This is a genomic window from Paenibacillus sp. J31R34 (genome assembly GCF_059383715.1).
This window is the reverse complement of the sequence record NZ_JBXENU010000007.1, coordinates 110869-126608: the sequence shown is the minus strand read 5'-3', so window position 1 is coordinate 126608 and position 15740 is coordinate 110869. Positions and strand designations below refer to the sequence as shown.

At 50.5% G+C, this 15740-nt stretch carries 10 protein-coding genes and 1 pseudogene; 6 read left to right on the top strand and 5 right to left on the bottom strand.

The features are described from left to right. Positions 1-20: 20 nt before the first annotated feature. Entirely contained in the window at positions 21-1172 is a 1152-nt protein-coding gene (gene yhbH / locus AC50YG_RS19885) for a sporulation protein YhbH (RefSeq protein ID WP_494828959.1), read from the bottom strand. Positions 1173-1721: 549 nt separating this feature from the next. Here yhbH and AC50YG_RS19880 point away from each other — a divergent pair. Beyond that, positions 1722-3572, top strand: a pseudogene (locus AC50YG_RS19880) (rhamnogalacturonan lyase); the annotation flags it as partial. A gap of 1202 nt (positions 3573-4774) precedes the next feature. On the opposite strand, the gene AC50YG_RS19875 reads toward AC50YG_RS19880, so the two are convergent. Continuing rightward, on the bottom strand, positions 4775-6073 hold the full coding sequence (locus tag AC50YG_RS19875; RefSeq protein ID WP_494828957.1) for an amidohydrolase: 1299 nt from the start codon (positions 6071-6073) through the stop codon (positions 4775-4777). Between the two features lie 83 nt (positions 6074-6156). Here AC50YG_RS19875 and AC50YG_RS19870 point away from each other — a divergent pair, with 83 nt between their 5' ends. After that, positions 6157-7332 (top strand): exonuclease SbcCD subunit D, encoded by a 1176-nt coding sequence (locus AC50YG_RS19870; protein WP_494828955.1) that lies wholly within the window; start codon positions 6157-6159, stop codon positions 7330-7332. Next, positions 7329-10421: an AAA family ATPase gene (locus AC50YG_RS19865; RefSeq protein ID WP_494828953.1), complete on the top strand. Its 3093-nt coding sequence runs from the start codon at positions 7329-7331 to the stop codon at positions 10419-10421. Before AC50YG_RS19870 ends, AC50YG_RS19865 begins: the two co-directional genes overlap by 4 nt. Positions 10422-10475: 54 nt before the next feature. On the opposite strand, the gene AC50YG_RS19860 is transcribed toward AC50YG_RS19865, so the two are convergent. After that, positions 10476-11015: a hypothetical protein gene (locus tag AC50YG_RS19860; protein ID WP_473761954.1), complete on the bottom strand. Its 540-nt coding sequence runs from the start codon at positions 11013-11015 to the stop codon at positions 10476-10478. Between the two features lie 85 nt (positions 11016-11100). On the opposite strand from AC50YG_RS19860, the gene AC50YG_RS19855 reads away from it, so the two are divergent. Beyond that, positions 11101-11487 (top strand): DUF423 domain-containing protein, encoded by a 387-nt coding sequence (locus tag AC50YG_RS19855; protein WP_473761952.1) that lies wholly within the window; start codon positions 11101-11103, stop codon positions 11485-11487. An 88-nt stretch (positions 11488-11575) separates the two neighbouring features. Continuing rightward, the gene (locus tag AC50YG_RS19850) at positions 11576-13489 is read left to right on the top strand and encodes a putative bifunctional diguanylate cyclase/phosphodiesterase (protein ID WP_494828950.1); all 1914 of its coding nucleotides are present in this window, start codon (positions 11576-11578) and stop codon (positions 13487-13489) included. A 77-nt stretch (positions 13490-13566) separates the two neighbouring features. Here the strand turns inward: AC50YG_RS19850 and AC50YG_RS19845 are convergent, their stop codons facing one another. Further along, positions 13567-14124 (bottom strand): hypothetical protein, encoded by a 558-nt coding sequence (locus tag AC50YG_RS19845; RefSeq protein WP_473761947.1) that lies wholly within the window; start codon positions 14122-14124, stop codon positions 13567-13569. A gap of 174 nt (positions 14125-14298) precedes the next feature. Between AC50YG_RS19845 and AC50YG_RS19840 the strand changes: the two genes are divergently transcribed. Beyond that, positions 14299-14604 carry a YunC family protein gene (locus AC50YG_RS19840; protein ID WP_494828948.1) on the top strand — a complete coding sequence of 102 codons (306 nt, stop codon included), beginning with the start codon at positions 14299-14301 and terminating at the stop codon, positions 14602-14604. 60 nt (positions 14605-14664) lie between these two features. Here the strand turns inward: AC50YG_RS19840 and mtnA are convergent, their stop codons facing one another. Further along, positions 14665-15720, bottom strand: coding sequence for an S-methyl-5-thioribose-1-phosphate isomerase (gene mtnA / locus AC50YG_RS19835; protein ID WP_494828946.1), 1056 nt, complete (start codon positions 15718-15720; stop codon positions 14665-14667). Positions 15721-15740 lie beyond the last annotated feature (20 nt).

Genomic DNA, 15740 nt, shown 5'->3' with positions numbered 1-15740 from the left:
ATGAAGTCTAATGCATACTTTTAAGCGCCGCTTGCCGGCTTGGAGAAGAAGGTTTTAAGCGCGTTATATACTTCGCCTTTATCCTTAATAATCGAATACATAAATTTTTTATTGCTTATGTTTTTATATGCGGACATTAAGGTACTGCTGCGATTATATTGATTCACCTCGCCGTAGCCGAACAGATTGGCCCGTTCCAGCAGCTTGTCGATGAGCTTCACGCATTTTTCGTTATCGGAGGTCAAATTATCGCCATCGGAAAAATGAAAGGGATAAATATTCCAATTGGCCGACGGATAACGGCTGTCGATAATATCAAGCGCCTTCTGATAGGCAGAGGAGCAGATGGTGCCGCCGCTCTCGCCGCGAGTGAAAAATTCCTCTTCGGTTACTTCCTTCGCTTCGGTATGATGCGCTACGAATACCATCTCAACATGCTGATATTTCCGGCGCAGAAAGCGAGTCATCCAGAAGAAGAAGCTTCTGGCACAATATTTTTCAAAAGAGCCCATGGAGCCTGAAGTGTCCATTAGTGCCAATACGACGGCATTGGATTGGGGCTTTACGATTTCATTCCACGTTTTAAAACGCAAATCATCCGGCGAGATGCCGCCAATGCCTGAGCGTCCTTCATTGGCATTGCGCTTCAAATTTTGAATGAGAGTCCGTTTTTTGTCGATGTTGGACATAATGCCTTTTTTGCGAATATCGTGAAAGACGACCTCGGTAGTTTCCATTACATCCTTCTGCTTTTGCTCCAGATTAGGAAGCTCCAGCTCCTCGAAGAGCATATCCTCCAACTGGTCAATGCTGATTTCTGCCTCCACATAGTCCTCGCCCGGCTGATCGCCCGCTCCCTGTCCTTTGCCCGGACCTTTGGCGGCCCCAGGATCAACGCCGAGCACATCCCCTACCTGTGAATCGCCATCGCCTTGTCCAACATGCTGCTTCTTGTTGTAGTTGTAGACGAAATGGGATTCATCAATGCTTTTAATCGGTATTTTCACCGTTTGCTTGCCATCGGATAATACAATGCTTTCATCGGTCACAATATCGGGAAGATTTTGCCGAACAGCTTCTCTTACTTTTTCCTGGTGCCGGGCTTGATCTTCGTAACCTTTGCGATGCAAGGTCCAATCCTCCTGTGACACGATAAATAACGGTTCTGCCACGAGCGTCACACTCCCATCTTTCATCAATAAGATCTGGAACAGGGCCAGGTGATCTAATTTTTCGTTGAAATATAAGAATTTATAAGTTTCACACTTATCATTTGGCTTATATTTCTCGGAGTGAAACGTGCCTTGCCACCAAAGGACGGCGATAGCCGTTTCACCTTGTTATTCAATATATTCACGTCTGGGAAGGATATGTGAGTCAAAAGCGATCTGATTCTAGCTAATTAATCGCATGAATCTCGGTTTTTTTAACAAAGAACTCTGTTTTTTAAGTAGTAAAATGTCGGAACACAGGCTATCATCGACAATGAAAGCGATTCCAAATTATGGTTTTGATTCATAAAAACGTGTGATTTATCAAGGAGGTGGATGCTTGCCCGAATCCTTAAGCGTTCGTAATCCTGAAAATTAAAGGAATGACACAGCTTTCATTTTCAAATAATTTGGTAGCGCTTTCAATTGTGGGTGTTGATAAAATATCATGTGCGAAAAGGAGCTGAATAAGAAGAGATGAACGTGAAAAACGTGATTCGCAAAACAATAATGCTCTCTGTTGCTGCTTTGCTGGTTATTCCTGCTTTTGTTGTGGAACCAAAGGTCAGTGCTGCCGCCCCAAGGCAGATGGAAGCTTTAACGAGAGGAGTCGTTGCTGTAAAAGTAAGTGGAGGCGTATTTGTCAGCTGGCGGCTGCTCGGCGGCGAGGCGGCTAATACAGGCTTTAACGTTTATCGCAACGGGACGAAGGTAAACAGCAGTGTTATTACGACGAGCACAAATCTTCTGGATGCTGGCGGCAGCAACTCCTCTACCTATTATGTCCGAGCCGTAATTAATGGCGTTGAACGCCCAGCCTCCAATACGGCAACCGTATGGGCGAACAACTATAAAGATATTCCGCTGGACAAGCCTGCTGGCGGGACAACACCGAGCGGTGAAAGCTACACCTATAGCGCAAATGATGCAAGCGTAGCCGACCTTGACGGAGATGGCGAATACGAAATTGTCCTCAAGTGGGACCCGTCAAACGCCAAGGATAACTCCCAATCGGGGTATACCGGCAATGTTATTTTTGATGCTTACAAAATGAATGGACAAAAGCTGTGGCGCATTAATATGGGCAAAAATATTCGCGCAGGCGCCCATTATTCGCAATTTCTCGTCTATGACTTTAATGGCGACGGCAAGGGCGAGGTGGTCATCAAAACAGCGGACGGCACCGTGGATGGAACAGGACAGGTAATAGGCAGCTCGACTGCCGATTACCGCAATTCTTCGGGCTATGTGCTGTCGGGTCCGGAATATTTGACTGTTTTTTCAGGTCAGACGGGGGCTGCGCTGGCGACAACGAACTATGTGCCGGCCAGAGGCACCGTATCGAGCTGGGGTGATAGTTATGGCAACCGTGTTGATCGCTTTCTAGCTGGCGTTGCTTATTTGGATGGTGTTAGGCCAAGCATCGTCATGTCGCGCGGCTATTATACGAGAACCGTCATTGCTGCTTTTGACTTCCGGAATGGCTCGCTGACGAGCCGCTGGACGTTTGATACGAACAGTTCCGGCAATTCTGCTTATGCGGGACAGGGCAATCATAGTTTGAGTGTGGCGGATGTTGATAATGACGGCAAGGATGAAATTGTATTTGGCGCAATGACCGTTGATGATAATGGCCAGAAGCTATATAACACAAATATGGGGCATGGCGATGCGATGCATGTCAGCGATTTGAACCCGAACCGTGCTGGTCTTGAGGTATTTAAGGTAAACGAGGACACGAGCAAGCCTTATGGAGCCCAAGTCCATGATGCGGCTACAGGTCAAATTTTGTGGGGTGTCCATACGGGCGCGGATACGGGACGAGGCATGGCGGCCGACATCGATCCTCGTTATCCGGGAGCTGAGGTTTGGGCTGGCAGTGGTGTAGGGCTGAGGACGATTACGGGGCAGCTCATTTCCAGCACGCCTCCATCCTCGCAAAATTTCGGCATCTGGTGGGATGGCGACCTGCTGCGCGAGCTGCTTGACCATGTATGGTCGGGAAGCTCTGGAGTTGGCGTCGGCAAAATTGAAAAATGGAATTACAATACCGGTGCAGTCAGCCGCCTGCTAACGGCAACGGGAACTTACTCCAACAATACCACAAAAGGGAATCCTAGCTTGCAGGCTGATCTGATTGGCGATTGGCGCGAGGAAGTGTTGTGGCGTACGGAGGACAGCACTAAGCTGCGCTTGTATACAACCACAGATGTTACGACATATCGTTTCTACACGCTGATGCATGATGCCGTATACCGTTTAGGTGTTGCGTGGCAAAATGTAGCCTACAACCAGCCGCCGCATACGAGCTATTTCCTTGGAAATGGCATGAGCACGCCTCCTGCACCAAGCATGTACACGACTCTGCCACAGGCCTCGTTTACGGAAGTAGGCACGGCCAATGCCTTGCTCGCTGAGGAGGCTGCTTTGGAAGAAGCAGTGACTGCCCCTGAACAGGAGCCAGCTCCGCAAACGGAGCCGGAAACAGGATCGGAAACAGAACCTGGAACAGATCCTGGAACAGAACCTGGAACAGAACCTCAGACAGAGCCGGTAACGACACCCGTTCCTGAACAACAGCCAGACACCAGTGTGCCAACCGGCCCGGTTAATCCAAATGCAGCAGCTCAAGTGGCTTCAGGCGCAGCGCTAAGCGCAGTCCATGGACAAGCCGCTCCTATTTTGTAGAGCTAGGGTTATTATCCCCTCAGCTCAGAAACGCAAAAAGAGGAACAGGTGTATCTATTTAACCGGACTTCCGTTTTTCTAGTAAATCTAGCATCTCTAGTATCTTTAGTATCTCTTCGTGTAACTATAAGTATCAGGCTTGGGCAGACTGTTCCTATTTTTTAAAGCTTGAGGTATTATCCCCTTAGCTCAGAAACATTGAGATCGGAATCTGTCCAAGACATTTTATAAAATAACAGCGTAAAGAGAAGTGAAAACTGCAGAACTGCAGAAGTAAAGAAGTAACAAAGCAAATAAGCAAACAAACAAAAAGCTAGGGAAGAAGCAAAGCCGTATGTAGTAGAACTGGATTGAGGCACCGCCAGCAAACGAAAAGGAGCGGTGCACGAGAGCAACTTAATCGACATGGAAGCTGAAGCTGTGCTATTTTTGAAAGCTTCCGGAGTTTAATTGGGGGAAGGGGGAAGAACATCGGTAAATCGAGAATTCAGCTTGTAGTCATTTGGTAAAGTTCACTCACTCAAAGGTATTCGAATATCGAAATGACCATTATACGATTTTTGCATAAATGAGAACTGGATATTGTCATAGCATTCGAATCGCAACTGCAATGGGATGGAAAGCCTTTTGTGCTTGGAGAACGGGGAGAGCTTGGAGAGCTGTTTGGGCGGTGTGATCAGGCATGTTGCCGGATTGGGCCGTTCAAGCGGCTTTTCTGAGCTAAGGGGATAAGGGACAAAAGGCGAAGAAAACGCTGCAACCCAAACAAGCCAAGCCAAGCAAAGTCATAGTTGAAAAATAAATCGGCTATTCCGCGACAGCAGGCAAGCGCCGGACTGCGAAAAAAGCAGCCGCGCTGCCGCATGCTTGCCGTTCTATATGCCGTCTACGATTTTCCGTGCTCGAATGCCCGCCTCGTAAAGCAGTACCTCCTCGTCTATCGTCAGCAGCTCGCGGCCTTGCATCAGGAGCTTGCCGTTGACGATGGTCGTATCGACATCGCTGCCATTCACGGCGTAGGCGAGAAGCGACTCCACATGATGGACGGGCTGCAAGTGGGGCTTATTCATATCGACTAAAATGAGATCGGCTTTTTTGCCAGCCTCGAGCGTTCCTGTATCATGATCGATGCGCAGCAGCTTGGCGCTCTCGACTGTTGCCATCTCCAGCACCTGATGGGCTGGGAAAACGGATGGGTCGCCGGCTGCTATTTTTTGCATCCAGGCCGCTGCTTTAATCCCTTCAAACATGTCGACTGTGGAAGCACTTCCTGATCCATCCGTACCGAGTCCAACCGTAATGCCAGCATCGATAAGTGCTGCCACTGGGGCAATGCCGCAGCCGAGCTTTAAATTGCTGACCGGATTGTGGGAAACGCCACCTTTCATGCCACTAAGCAGCTGAATGTCGTCATGTGTTAGATGCACGCCATGGGCCAGTAAAGTGTGGGCCTCGGCAAATAGCCCGAGATTGTGTAAATAAGCGGCTGGCGAGCAGTTGTATTTGGCTTTGATCTTGGTGACTTCCTCTACCGTTTCCGCTAGATGGATATGGATAGGCAAATCTTTTTCGGCGGCGAGCTTTATGATTTCTGCAAGTGGTTCTGGCGGGCATGTATAGGGGGCATGGGGGCCGAACATCGTTGTAATTCGCCCATCGGCCTGGCCATGCCAGCGGTCAATAAGGTCAAGCGCTTCAGTTAACCGTTTGCCGCCGTCATTTTGCAAAAATACAAGTCCCCGTGTTAAGGAGGCGCGCATCCCTGTTTCCAAGGCAGCAGCAGCAATCTCGTTCATATGCACATACATATCGGCAAATGCCGTTGTGCCGGATTTGATCATTTCGGCCATGGCAAGCTTGGCTCCCCAATAAATATCCTCAGGCGTCATGCGCGCCTCGGCAGGCAGCATTTTATGCTCCAGCCACTCCATCAGCTTGTAATCATCGGAAAAACCTTTCAATAAGCTCATTGGCGTATGCTGGTGGGCATTAATGAGGCCAGGCATCGCTAACATGCCTTTTCCATCGATGATTTTGTTTGCTTTAGCAGCGGACTCAGGCAAACTCGTGCCTATGGCCGCAATGCGGTCATTTTCGATCAGCAGCTCGCCGTGAAAAAGCCTTTCGCCTTTTTTCATCGTTAAAATTTGAACGTTTTGAATTAGTGTTCTCATCTTTGTCCCCTCCTTGGTATACTTAGGAGGATAAACGTTGACGCTGCGTTAAGGTCAAGGGCAAGAAAGGGTGTTTCGCCATTATGAAATGGTTCCATACCGCAGACTGGCATCTAGGCAAGCTGGTTCAAGGTGTTTATATGACAGAAGATCAGCGTTATGTGCTGGAGCAATTGATTGCCGATATTGAACGCGAACGCCCAGATGCAGTCATTATTGCCGGTGATTTGTATGATCGGGCCATTCCACCTATTGAGGCAGTAGAACTGCTCGATGAGGTGCTGCAGCATATCGTTATTAAGCTTGAAACGCCGGTGCTGGCTGTGGCTGGCAATCACGACAGCCCGGATCGAATTGATTTTGGCACGGCGATGATGGCAAGCCGGGGGCTGCATATTGCCGGAAGAATGAAGGGGGAGCAGAAGCCTGTTGTGCTCCGCGACGAGCATGGCGAGGTGCATTTTCACCTCGTGCCTTATGCGGATCCTGCACACGTGCGTTATGCGCTCGGCGATGAGAGCATTCGCACGCATGATGATGCCATGAAATCTTTGACGGAGCGGCTGCGGCATCAGCTTGATCCTGCTGCGCGCCATGTTTTTATCGGCCATGCTTTTGTTACGTCAACCGGAGAGGCGGAGCCGAATACGAGCGATTCGGAGCGTCCGCTGGCGATTGGCGGGGCGGAGCATGTGCGTGCCAGTTATTTTGCGCCATTTCATTATACGGCGCTCGGCCACCTGCATCAGGCGCATTATGTCAGCGACGATAAAATTAGATATGCGGGCTCTCCGCTTAAATATTCGGTTTCCGAGGAGCATCACACCAAAGGCTATTATGTAGTGGAAATGGATGACAAAGGCGCAGTAACGGTAGAAAAGCGGCCATTCCAGCCGCTGCGCGATTTGCGCCGTGTTTCCGGAACGATTGAAGAAATTGAGCAGCATGCGAACAGCGAGGATTATGTATTTGTTACGCTGCTGAATGAAAATCCAGTGCTGTTTCCGATGGAGAAGGTGCGTGCCATTTATCCGAATGCGCTGCATGTCGAGCGCAGGCCGGAGGCGGGTCTGCTCGCTGAGGCAGAGGCTTCCGCTGATGGTGCAATAGAGGCGGTTCGCCGCCGAGAGGCAGATCCGGTAGCCTTATTCGCTTCCTTTTATCAGGAGGTCAAGGGAAGTCCGCTCAGTGAGAGTAAAAAGCAGCGTTTCGCCGATGTCTTCGGGAAGCTGCTGCATGAGGAAGGAGGCAGCGCATGAGACCGCTCAAGTTAACGATGAACGCTTTCGGCCCGTACCGGGATGCGGAAACGATTGATTTTGCCCAACTGGACGAGCATCGGCTGTTCGTTATTTCCGGCAGCACCGGAGCAGGTAAAACCTCGATTTTTGATGCGATTTGCTTTGCGCTTTATGGTGCAGCCAGCGGAGAGGATCGCTCGGAGGCACGCATGCTGCGGAGCCATTTTGCCGGGGATGATACGCATACGTCGGTTGAATTTCATTTTGCAGTTGCGCAGCGGGAATACCAAGTATTTCGCCAGCTTCCGCATCGTAAAGGCTCGAACAAAAGCGAGACAGGCGGCAAGGCAGAGCTGTATGAGCTTGTAGATGGACAAGCTGTGCCGCTTGTCGACCGTTTTCAAGTTCGCGACGTCGATGCAAAGCTGGAATCGATTATAGGCCTTACGAAGGAACAGTTTAATCAAATCGTGATGCTGCCGCAGGGAGAGTTTCGCAAGCTGCTCACCTCGGATACTGATAATAAAGAAGAGATTTTGCGGCGGATTTTTCGCACGGAGCTGTATGAGAAGCTGGAGCTGAGGTTTCAGCAGCAAAACCGCGAGCTGAATGAAACGCTCAAGGAAGCGCGGCTGCGCAATGACATGTACATGAAGCAATCGGGCGATGCGCTTCCTCAGCGCGAGGGAAGCTTGCTGGCAGCGACGCTGAGCCAAGAGGTGTATAATGCTACGCAATTGCTTGCCAGCTTGGAGCAGGAGGCAGCTTATTATAGCGAGCTGGTGCAGCAAGGCGATGTGCAGCGGCAGCAGATGGACGAGCAGCTGCTTGCGCAGGAAGAGAGGCTGCGCGCCGCGCTGGCGCTGAACGCGCGGTTCGAAGAGCTTGCGGTGGAGCGAACCAAGCTGGAGCAGCTGGAGCTGGGCCGCGCCGCGCAGGAAGTGAAGGGGCGCGAGCTGCAATTGGCTGAGCGGGCCGCGCTGCTCACGCCTTATGAGGAGCAAGCGAGCCGCGCCGGCAAGGACGCGGAGGCGAAGCAGCAGGCCAGCGAGGCGAAGCAGCGGGAAGCGGAGGCTGCGAAGCAAGCGCTGGCAGCGGCGTCGCAGCGGCATGCGAGCGAGGAGCAGCGTGAGCCTGAGCGGCGGGAGGCGGAGCGTGAGCTGAACCGGCTGGAGGAGCTGGCGCCAGCGGTGCAGCAGATGGGCGAGCAGCGGCAGGCCGTGACGGAGCTAAGGGCAAGGGCGAAGCAGGCCCAGGCGCAGCTGGAGAAGGAAGATGCAACTATTGCGGCCGAGAAGGAAGCGAAGCAGCAAGGTGCTGCGCGGCTGAAGCTCATGGAGAGCGACGGCCAGCAGCTGCAAGCGAAGCAAGAACAGCTCAGGCGCGTTGAGCAGCAAGGCAAATACGTCTCCAAGCTAATCAAGCTGGAGCAGGAGCTGGCTGAGTTCAAGCGGCTGGAAGCGAGCCAGGAACAGGCGCTCTCCATCGTTCGTGCACGGCACGATGGGTTGGAACAGCAATGGATTGAAGGCCAGGCAGGCTTGCTCGCCACTCATTTGCATGACGGGAAGCCTTGCCCAGTATGCGGCAGCGTCGAGCATCCCGGCAAAATTCAAACTGCTGCTGATGTGCCCTCACGAGAGCAGCTTGCACAGGCAAAGGAGCAGCTTGCTGTCTGCGAGCGCGAGCTGAATGCGTCAAGGCTGCAAGTAGCGGCAGCCCGTTCCGGCTGGGAAAGCAGCGCCGCCGAGCTTGCGGAATACGGCGCCTCTGCCGAGCATCTCGCCGAGCAGCAGGCTGACCTCCGCACGCAGTGGAAGCAGTTGAAGGATGAGACGGACCGGCTGCAGCAGCAGAACGAAGAGATGCGCTTGCTTAAAGAGCAGGCTGAAAAACGGGAAGTGGAGCTGGAGCGGCTCATCCGGAATAAAGAGCAGCGGCAAGCGGTTTATCAGCAGCTGCAAATTGAACTGGGCGCGAAGGAGTCGCTGCTCGCCAGAGAGCTGGAACGCATACCCGAATCGCTTCGCGAGCCCGAACAATTGCAGCAGGCGCTGGCTGCCCAGCAGATGAAAGTTCGTCAGCATGCAGATGCCTGGCAGGCTGCTGTCAAGCAGCTGCAGCAGGCCCAGCTTAAGTTGGCGGAAGCTTCCGTCCATGCCCTGCAGGCTCGCCAACAATTTGAAGAAGCGCAGCGAAATGGGGAAGAAGCTGAGAAGCGGCTGCTGAGCGAGCTGAAGGCTGCAGCATTTGATTCATTGGAGGCTTATCGCGCCGCCGCGAAAACGCCGCAGGAGCGGCAAGCGCTCAAGGAGCTGCTGGACGCTTATAAATCTGCGGTTCAGGCGCTGACGAGCCGTGTAACGGATATGCAGCTGGAGCTGGCTGGAAGGCAGCCTGCGGATATTCAGGAGCTGCATGCAGCAGGCGCTGAGCTTAAGCAGCAGTTGGAGACGATTGTCGCTGCACTGCAAACCGCTGCGCGTCATGGCGAGGAGGCTGTTCGGCTCATTGCCCAGCTCACAGCGACGAGCGAGCGAGTGAAGCAGCTCGAAGCGGAGCTGGAGCAGGTGCTCGACATCTATCAAATGCTTAAAGGAGACAATGCGCTTAAAATTTCCTTTGAACGTTATATATTGATTGAGTTTTTGGAGCAAATTTTGCAGGCGGCAAATGTGCGTCTGCAGCGGCTTTCAGGCGGGCAGTTTATGCTGCAGCGCAGCGATCGTTTGGAGGTCAGAGGGAAGCAAAGCGGTCTTGGCCTGGACGTGTATGATGCGTATACAGGACAAAATCGCGATGTGAAAACGATGTCCGGCGGGGAAAAGTTTAATGCGTCTCTCTGCCTTGCTTTAGGAATGACCGATGTTATCCAGGCGCATCAAGGCGGTATTTCCATTGAAATGATGTTTATTGACGAAGGGTTTGGCTCCCTGGATGAGGAGGCGCTGAACAAGGCGATCGAGGCTTTGGTTGATTTGCAGCGCGCCGGCCGCATGATTGGCGTCATTTCACATGTGCAGGAGCTCAAGCAGGCTTTTCCCGCCTGCCTTGAAGTTCATAAGACGAAGGAAGGCTACAGCCGCACGGCCGTAACCGTTCGTTAATAGAAAAAGGCAGGAAACAACGCGAACGCTGTTTCCTGCCTATCTTTCTGAATGTTAGTAGCCGGATAATGCGCTTGCTCCAGCAGAGAATACAGCAATGGAAAAAATAAAAAAGACAACAGTGCCCATTACGCCAAGTCCGTTCAGAATAATACCGATAACCGCAAAAACTTTGCGGCGCTGCTTGGAGCATGCACCAATAATACCAAGAATTAGGCCGACAAACGTAATGCCGACGCTGACGACAACCGCTACAATCGATGCCATAAAGGAGCCAGCGCCTCCCATAATCAACTCCTCAAGGTAGGCAGTGTCTTCAAGTAGGTACTCATTTCCTGTTGAAATGAGACTGCCAATGGCTGTGAAAAACATGATGATGCTAACAACGCCTATTAGAATAGATGCAATGGCCATAATGAAGGAAGCAATGCCAAGGCCTGAATGCTTTAGCGGCTGGCTCGGCTGATAAGGTGTAGGATCGGAAAAGCCTGTTGATGGTGCAGATCCGTAAGGATTATAATCCGGTGTCTGAGTCTGGTCCGTATCCGATTTCGTAAATGAAATCGGTGTGGAATTGTTTTTATTTTCTTCCATTAAAGTGTTCTCCTCCAGTATATGTACGTCGTGTTAAAACACAATTACAGTAAATTATACTCAATTCTGAAAGGAATGAAAACAGATGTTCCAAAAATATTTCACAATCGGCGCTATTGGTGCCGCTATTGCCGTAGGATTAGGGGCCTTTGGCGCTCATACTTTAAAGGAAATATTGCCAGCTGATTTGCTCGCTATTTTTGAAACGGGCGTACGCTATCATATGTATCATTCGCTTGGCCTTATGCTGGTCGCTCTGCTTGCGGATCGCTTGGGCGAGAGCAAATTGCTGCTTTCAGGAGCAAGGCTGCTGCTTGCTGGCATCGTTATTTTCAGCGGCAGTCTCTATATCCTTGCATTAAGCGATATTCGCATGCTGGGAGCAATTACACCAATTGGCGGCGTGGCTTTTCTTGCTGGCTGGGTTTGCGTCATCGTCGCCACCCTAAAGTCTCGAAAAAAAGCCGTTTGATTTGCATAATATTTCTATGCCGAAACGGCGGTTTCGATTATAATAAGTCTAACCTTATTGGATTCGAACGAAGGAAGGAAGTTAGTGCGTGACGAAACGAACGTTTGGTCGGCCTGATAGACCGCCACGTGACGCGCTTACACAATGGTTGTCCAAGTTGTGGAATCCGTGGCTGCAAGGCAGCTTGCTGCTCATTATCGTAGGAGTATGGGTGGCAGCGATGATAGTAACAGCAATACCTTCGCTTTTTATTTGGCTAGCTTCTTGTTTGACTGTGGCATTCCTTATAGGAAACTTCGTCCTAATGGTCAGGCAGACCAAGACATCGAATACGCTCAGCTATCATAAACCAATGGTTGAGGCGCTGCTTCGCTCGGAAGCGGTCCCGCTGGCTATCATTGATCCACAGGGCGTTATAATGGAATTGAATGAAGGCGCAGAGCGCACTTTTGGCTATGAACGCGCGGAGTTAATGGGGAATTGGCTGGCCTCTATCGTAGATGCAGGCAGCCGCGATGCCTTACATACGATGCTGGAGCATTCGCTTACCGGTTGTCCGAAGCAGGGAAACATTCATATTATACACCGGTCAGGCTATCCGCTTGAGCTGCATCTCGTATGTTCTCCCATGGTGCAGGATGAGGAGGTCATCGGAACGCTGGTGGTGAGTCATGACTTAAGCGATCGCAAGCGAAATGTGGAACGGATTCGTTATATGGCCTACTACGACGATAGAACGGGATTGCCGAATCGAACGCTTTTTCAAGTGAGGTTGAATGAAAGCCTTGCTTTTGCCCACGATCATAACCAGCTTGTTGGGCTGTGTTATATGGACTTGGACCGCTTTAAGCTCGTCAACGCTTCCTTCGGCCGCGAATTTGGCGATATGCTGCTCATGCAGGTGGCAGAGCGCTTTACAAGTGTCATGTACGAGCAGGATTTTGCCGCCAGGATGGAAGGCGATGAGTTCGCTCTGTTGTTTAAGGATCTGGAGTCGGAGGAGCAGCTGCTGAGCCGTGCCCGCACGGTGCTGCAGGCGATTGAGGAGCCTTTCGAGCTTAAAGGCTTTCCGATCCAAATTACAGCAAGCATAGGTGCGGTCACGAGCCGTCTGGTCGAGGATGATGATTATGCGCTGCTTAATAAAGCGGATATGGCGTTAATGAAGGTGAAGCAGAATGGCAGAAACGATGCGCTGCTTTATTCCGAAAGCTGGAGCAATTATTCGTTTGAGCATTTGTCGATGCAGCATGAAATGTATCGTGCTATTCAGCGCAAGGAGTTCATTTTATACTATCAGCCGCAATATGATATGATTTCTGGCGGTATGATCGGCGTCGAGGCGCTGGTGCGCTGGAAGCATCCGATCCGGGGAATGATCCCTCCGGGCGATTTTATTCCTTTGGCTGAGGAGAGCGGTATGATTGTGCAAATTGGCGATTGGGTGCTGGAGGAGGCTTGCCGCCAAAATAAATGCTGGCAGGAATCAGGCTTGCCGCCTATGCCGGTTTCGGTTAACCTCTCCATCAGGCAGTTTGTCCAGCATGATTTGGCTAGCAAGGTGGCAGACGTTCTGGCCCGCACCGGTCTTGAATCGCAATATTTGGATTTGGAAATTACGGAGTCGATGACGATGGATGTGAACCATGTGTCGCGCTGCCTGCTGGATTTGACGGCGCTTGGCGTTGGCATAAGCATTGACGATTTTGGCACAGGCTACAGCTCTTTTCATTATTTGAAAAATTTCCCGATCGACCGGCTCAAAATCGACCGTTCCTTCGTCCGTGACATCCAGCAGGACCCAAGCGATGCGGAAATTGTAGCAGCTATTATTGCTATGGCCCATAATCTTAATATTCAGGTTATTGCAGAGGGCGTGGAGACGCAGGAGCAAATTGAATTTTTGCGCAAGCACAACTGCGACGAAATGCAGGGGTATTTCTGGAGTGCGCCAGTTCCAAGCGACAATATTGAGCAAATGCTGGGCGGCTATTACATGTAGAAAAAAGGTCTGTTTGAATGGCTGGGAACGCACCCGGCTCATTCAAACGGACCTTTTCAATTTGTGCTGCTTCATAATTAGGACGTATAGTCTTCTATTTCATTAAGCTTGAAGGTGTAGACTTGCTTCTCATCCACGTGGTAGACCGTAATCATGCTCGTTGCATCATCCACATTTAAAATACGGCATGGAATGCTGAGCGTAATGCCAAGCCCCTTGTTTACAATAAGACGAATGAGTTTATTGCTTTTCATAAATCCGCGAATGTCTGCAAATCCGTCATAAGGATCGGAGAGTGAAGGCTCAACAACCTTAGGTTTAGCGGCTTTAACAGGTGGTACGTCTTTTTCTTTGACAGACTGTGAAGGCTTGCTAGCTGCAGATTTATTGCTTTGTGCTTGTTTTTCATTCTGCGCAGGCGCTTTATTATCGATTTCCATAGGAACTTGAACAGCAGCATCAGCTTTGCGTTGATCGATAACTTGTCCCAGCTGAACACCTGATAAAATCCGATAATCCACAAATCCGCCAGCATTTAAGGCATGAATGACCTGCTCCAAGGCAGCAGCGTTGCTAACGTTCTCTACTAGCAATTCTACTTGGAGTACGTATGACTGTTTTTGTGTATTTTCCATCTGCTCTATAGTTCCTCCGACCTAATGTTAATTTTTGCATAACTACTATACCATTAATCAGATGGGATATATAGTGCTAAATTTTGCTAATCGTCCAATTCGATAAAAACTTTTTTGCATATAATGCTTTGGCAGCTTTGGCAGCTAATTGATGGCAAAGGAGGTGAGCGTATAATGATGCGAATGGTTCCTGCCACACTGCAAAATGGGCTGACCGTGATAGGTATTGAGGTAAAGCTTCCTAAGACGACATTGCTTGCTTGGACGACAGATAAAGGATATATCATGTGTGGTGCGCTTGATGTTGGCCTGCTGAATGAACGATTGCTTAATCGCGGGATTATCGCCGGAAGAGCCGTTGGCGTACGCACATTAGAGGAGCTGCTTGTTGCACCTTTGGAATCGGTTACGACAACAGCGGAAGGTATGGGAATTCATGCCGGAATGAAAGGAACAGATGCTCTTACCTTAATGGCATAATACAAAAGAGCCTTTATCCTTATCTTTTGGAAAGATGGGATATAGGCTCTTGATTTATATTTATTGGTTAAAAAGCTTTTTGAGATTGACATCATAAGGAGCTTGGACGATGCCTTTTTCCGTAATAATAGCTGTTACATATTCATTCGGTGTAATATCGAAGGCCGGGTTGTACACTTTCACACCTTGTGGTGCTGTGCGTTTGCCAAACCCTTCGGTAATTTCCTCGGCGCTGCGCTCCTCAATCGGAATTTCTGCGCCAGTCGGCGTATTGAGGTCAATCGTGGACAATGGGCAAGCAACATATACGGGAATGCCATGAGCCTTGGCAAGGACAGCAACGCTATAGGTGCCGATTTTGTTGGCGACATCTCCATTAGCGGCTACGCGGTCCGTTCCAACAATGACAGCCTGAATCCAGCCTTTGGACATGACCATGCCTGCCATATTGTCACAAATCAAAGTGACATCGACGCCAGCCTGCTGCAGCTCAAAAGCGGTTAGTCTAGCGCCTTGCAGCACAGGACGTGTCTCATCGGCGAATACACGCAGCGACATGCCGCGCTCAAGCGCAAGATAGAACGGCGCCAGCGCTGTACCGTATTTAGCAGTTGCAAGTCCGCCAGCGTTGCAGTGCGTGAGGACGCCCATGCCATCTTCAAACAACGTGAGCGCATGCTCGCCGATTAAACGGTTGGTCTCTTCATCTTCACTGTGAATGGCCAGCGCTTCATTAAGCAGAGCCTGCTTCACTTCATCGAGTGATAAATCGGCTGCAGCAAGCTGCTCCGCACAGGCTTTCATACGATCAAGAGCCCAGAATAAGTTGACAGCGGTCGGCCGTGAGGTGGCCAAATATTCAGCCTGGTTCAGCACTTCTTCAAGCCAGCGCTTAGGGGTTGTTTCATTTCGGCTGCCAAGCACGACGCCATATGCAGCCGAAATGCCGATTGCCGGGGCGCCTCTCACTTTCAAATGGCGAATCGCTTCCCATACATCCTCCGAAGTAACAAGCGGCAAATATACGATTTCTTCAGGCAAAAGCCGTTGATCCAGCAAATCCAGGCGATCTTCCGCCCAAATCAAGGATTGCAATGGGGCATTCTGGCTAGTCATTATGCAAATTCCTTTCTTCT

What these genes read in the sequence shown, in the direction of transcription:
- AC50YG_RS19875 (WP_494828957.1), bottom strand. Translation starts at nt 6,073, where the DNA reads ATGAGAACACTAATTCAAAACGTTCAAATTTTAACGATGAAAAAAGGC.
- AC50YG_RS19870 (WP_494828955.1), top strand. Translation starts at nt 6,157, where the DNA reads ATGAAATGGTTCCATACCGCAGACTGGCATCTAGGCAAGCTGGTTCAA.
- AC50YG_RS19865 (WP_494828953.1), top strand. Translation starts at nt 7,329, where the DNA reads ATGAGACCGCTCAAGTTAACGATGAACGCTTTCGGCCCGTACCGGGAT.
- AC50YG_RS19860 (WP_473761954.1), bottom strand. Translation starts at nt 11,015, where the DNA reads ATGGAAGAAAATAAAAACAATTCCACACCGATTTCATTTACGAAATCG.
- AC50YG_RS19855 (WP_473761952.1), top strand. Translation starts at nt 11,101, where the DNA reads ATGTTCCAAAAATATTTCACAATCGGCGCTATTGGTGCCGCTATTGCC.
- AC50YG_RS19845 (WP_473761947.1), bottom strand. Translation starts at nt 14,124, where the DNA reads ATGGAAAATACACAAAAACAGTCATACGTACTCCAAGTAGAATTGCTA.
- AC50YG_RS19840 (WP_494828948.1), top strand. Translation starts at nt 14,299, where the DNA reads ATGATGCGAATGGTTCCTGCCACACTGCAAAATGGGCTGACCGTGATA.
- mtnA (WP_494828946.1), bottom strand. Translation starts at nt 15,720, where the DNA reads ATGACTAGCCAGAATGCCCCATTGCAATCCTTGATTTGGGCGGAAGAT.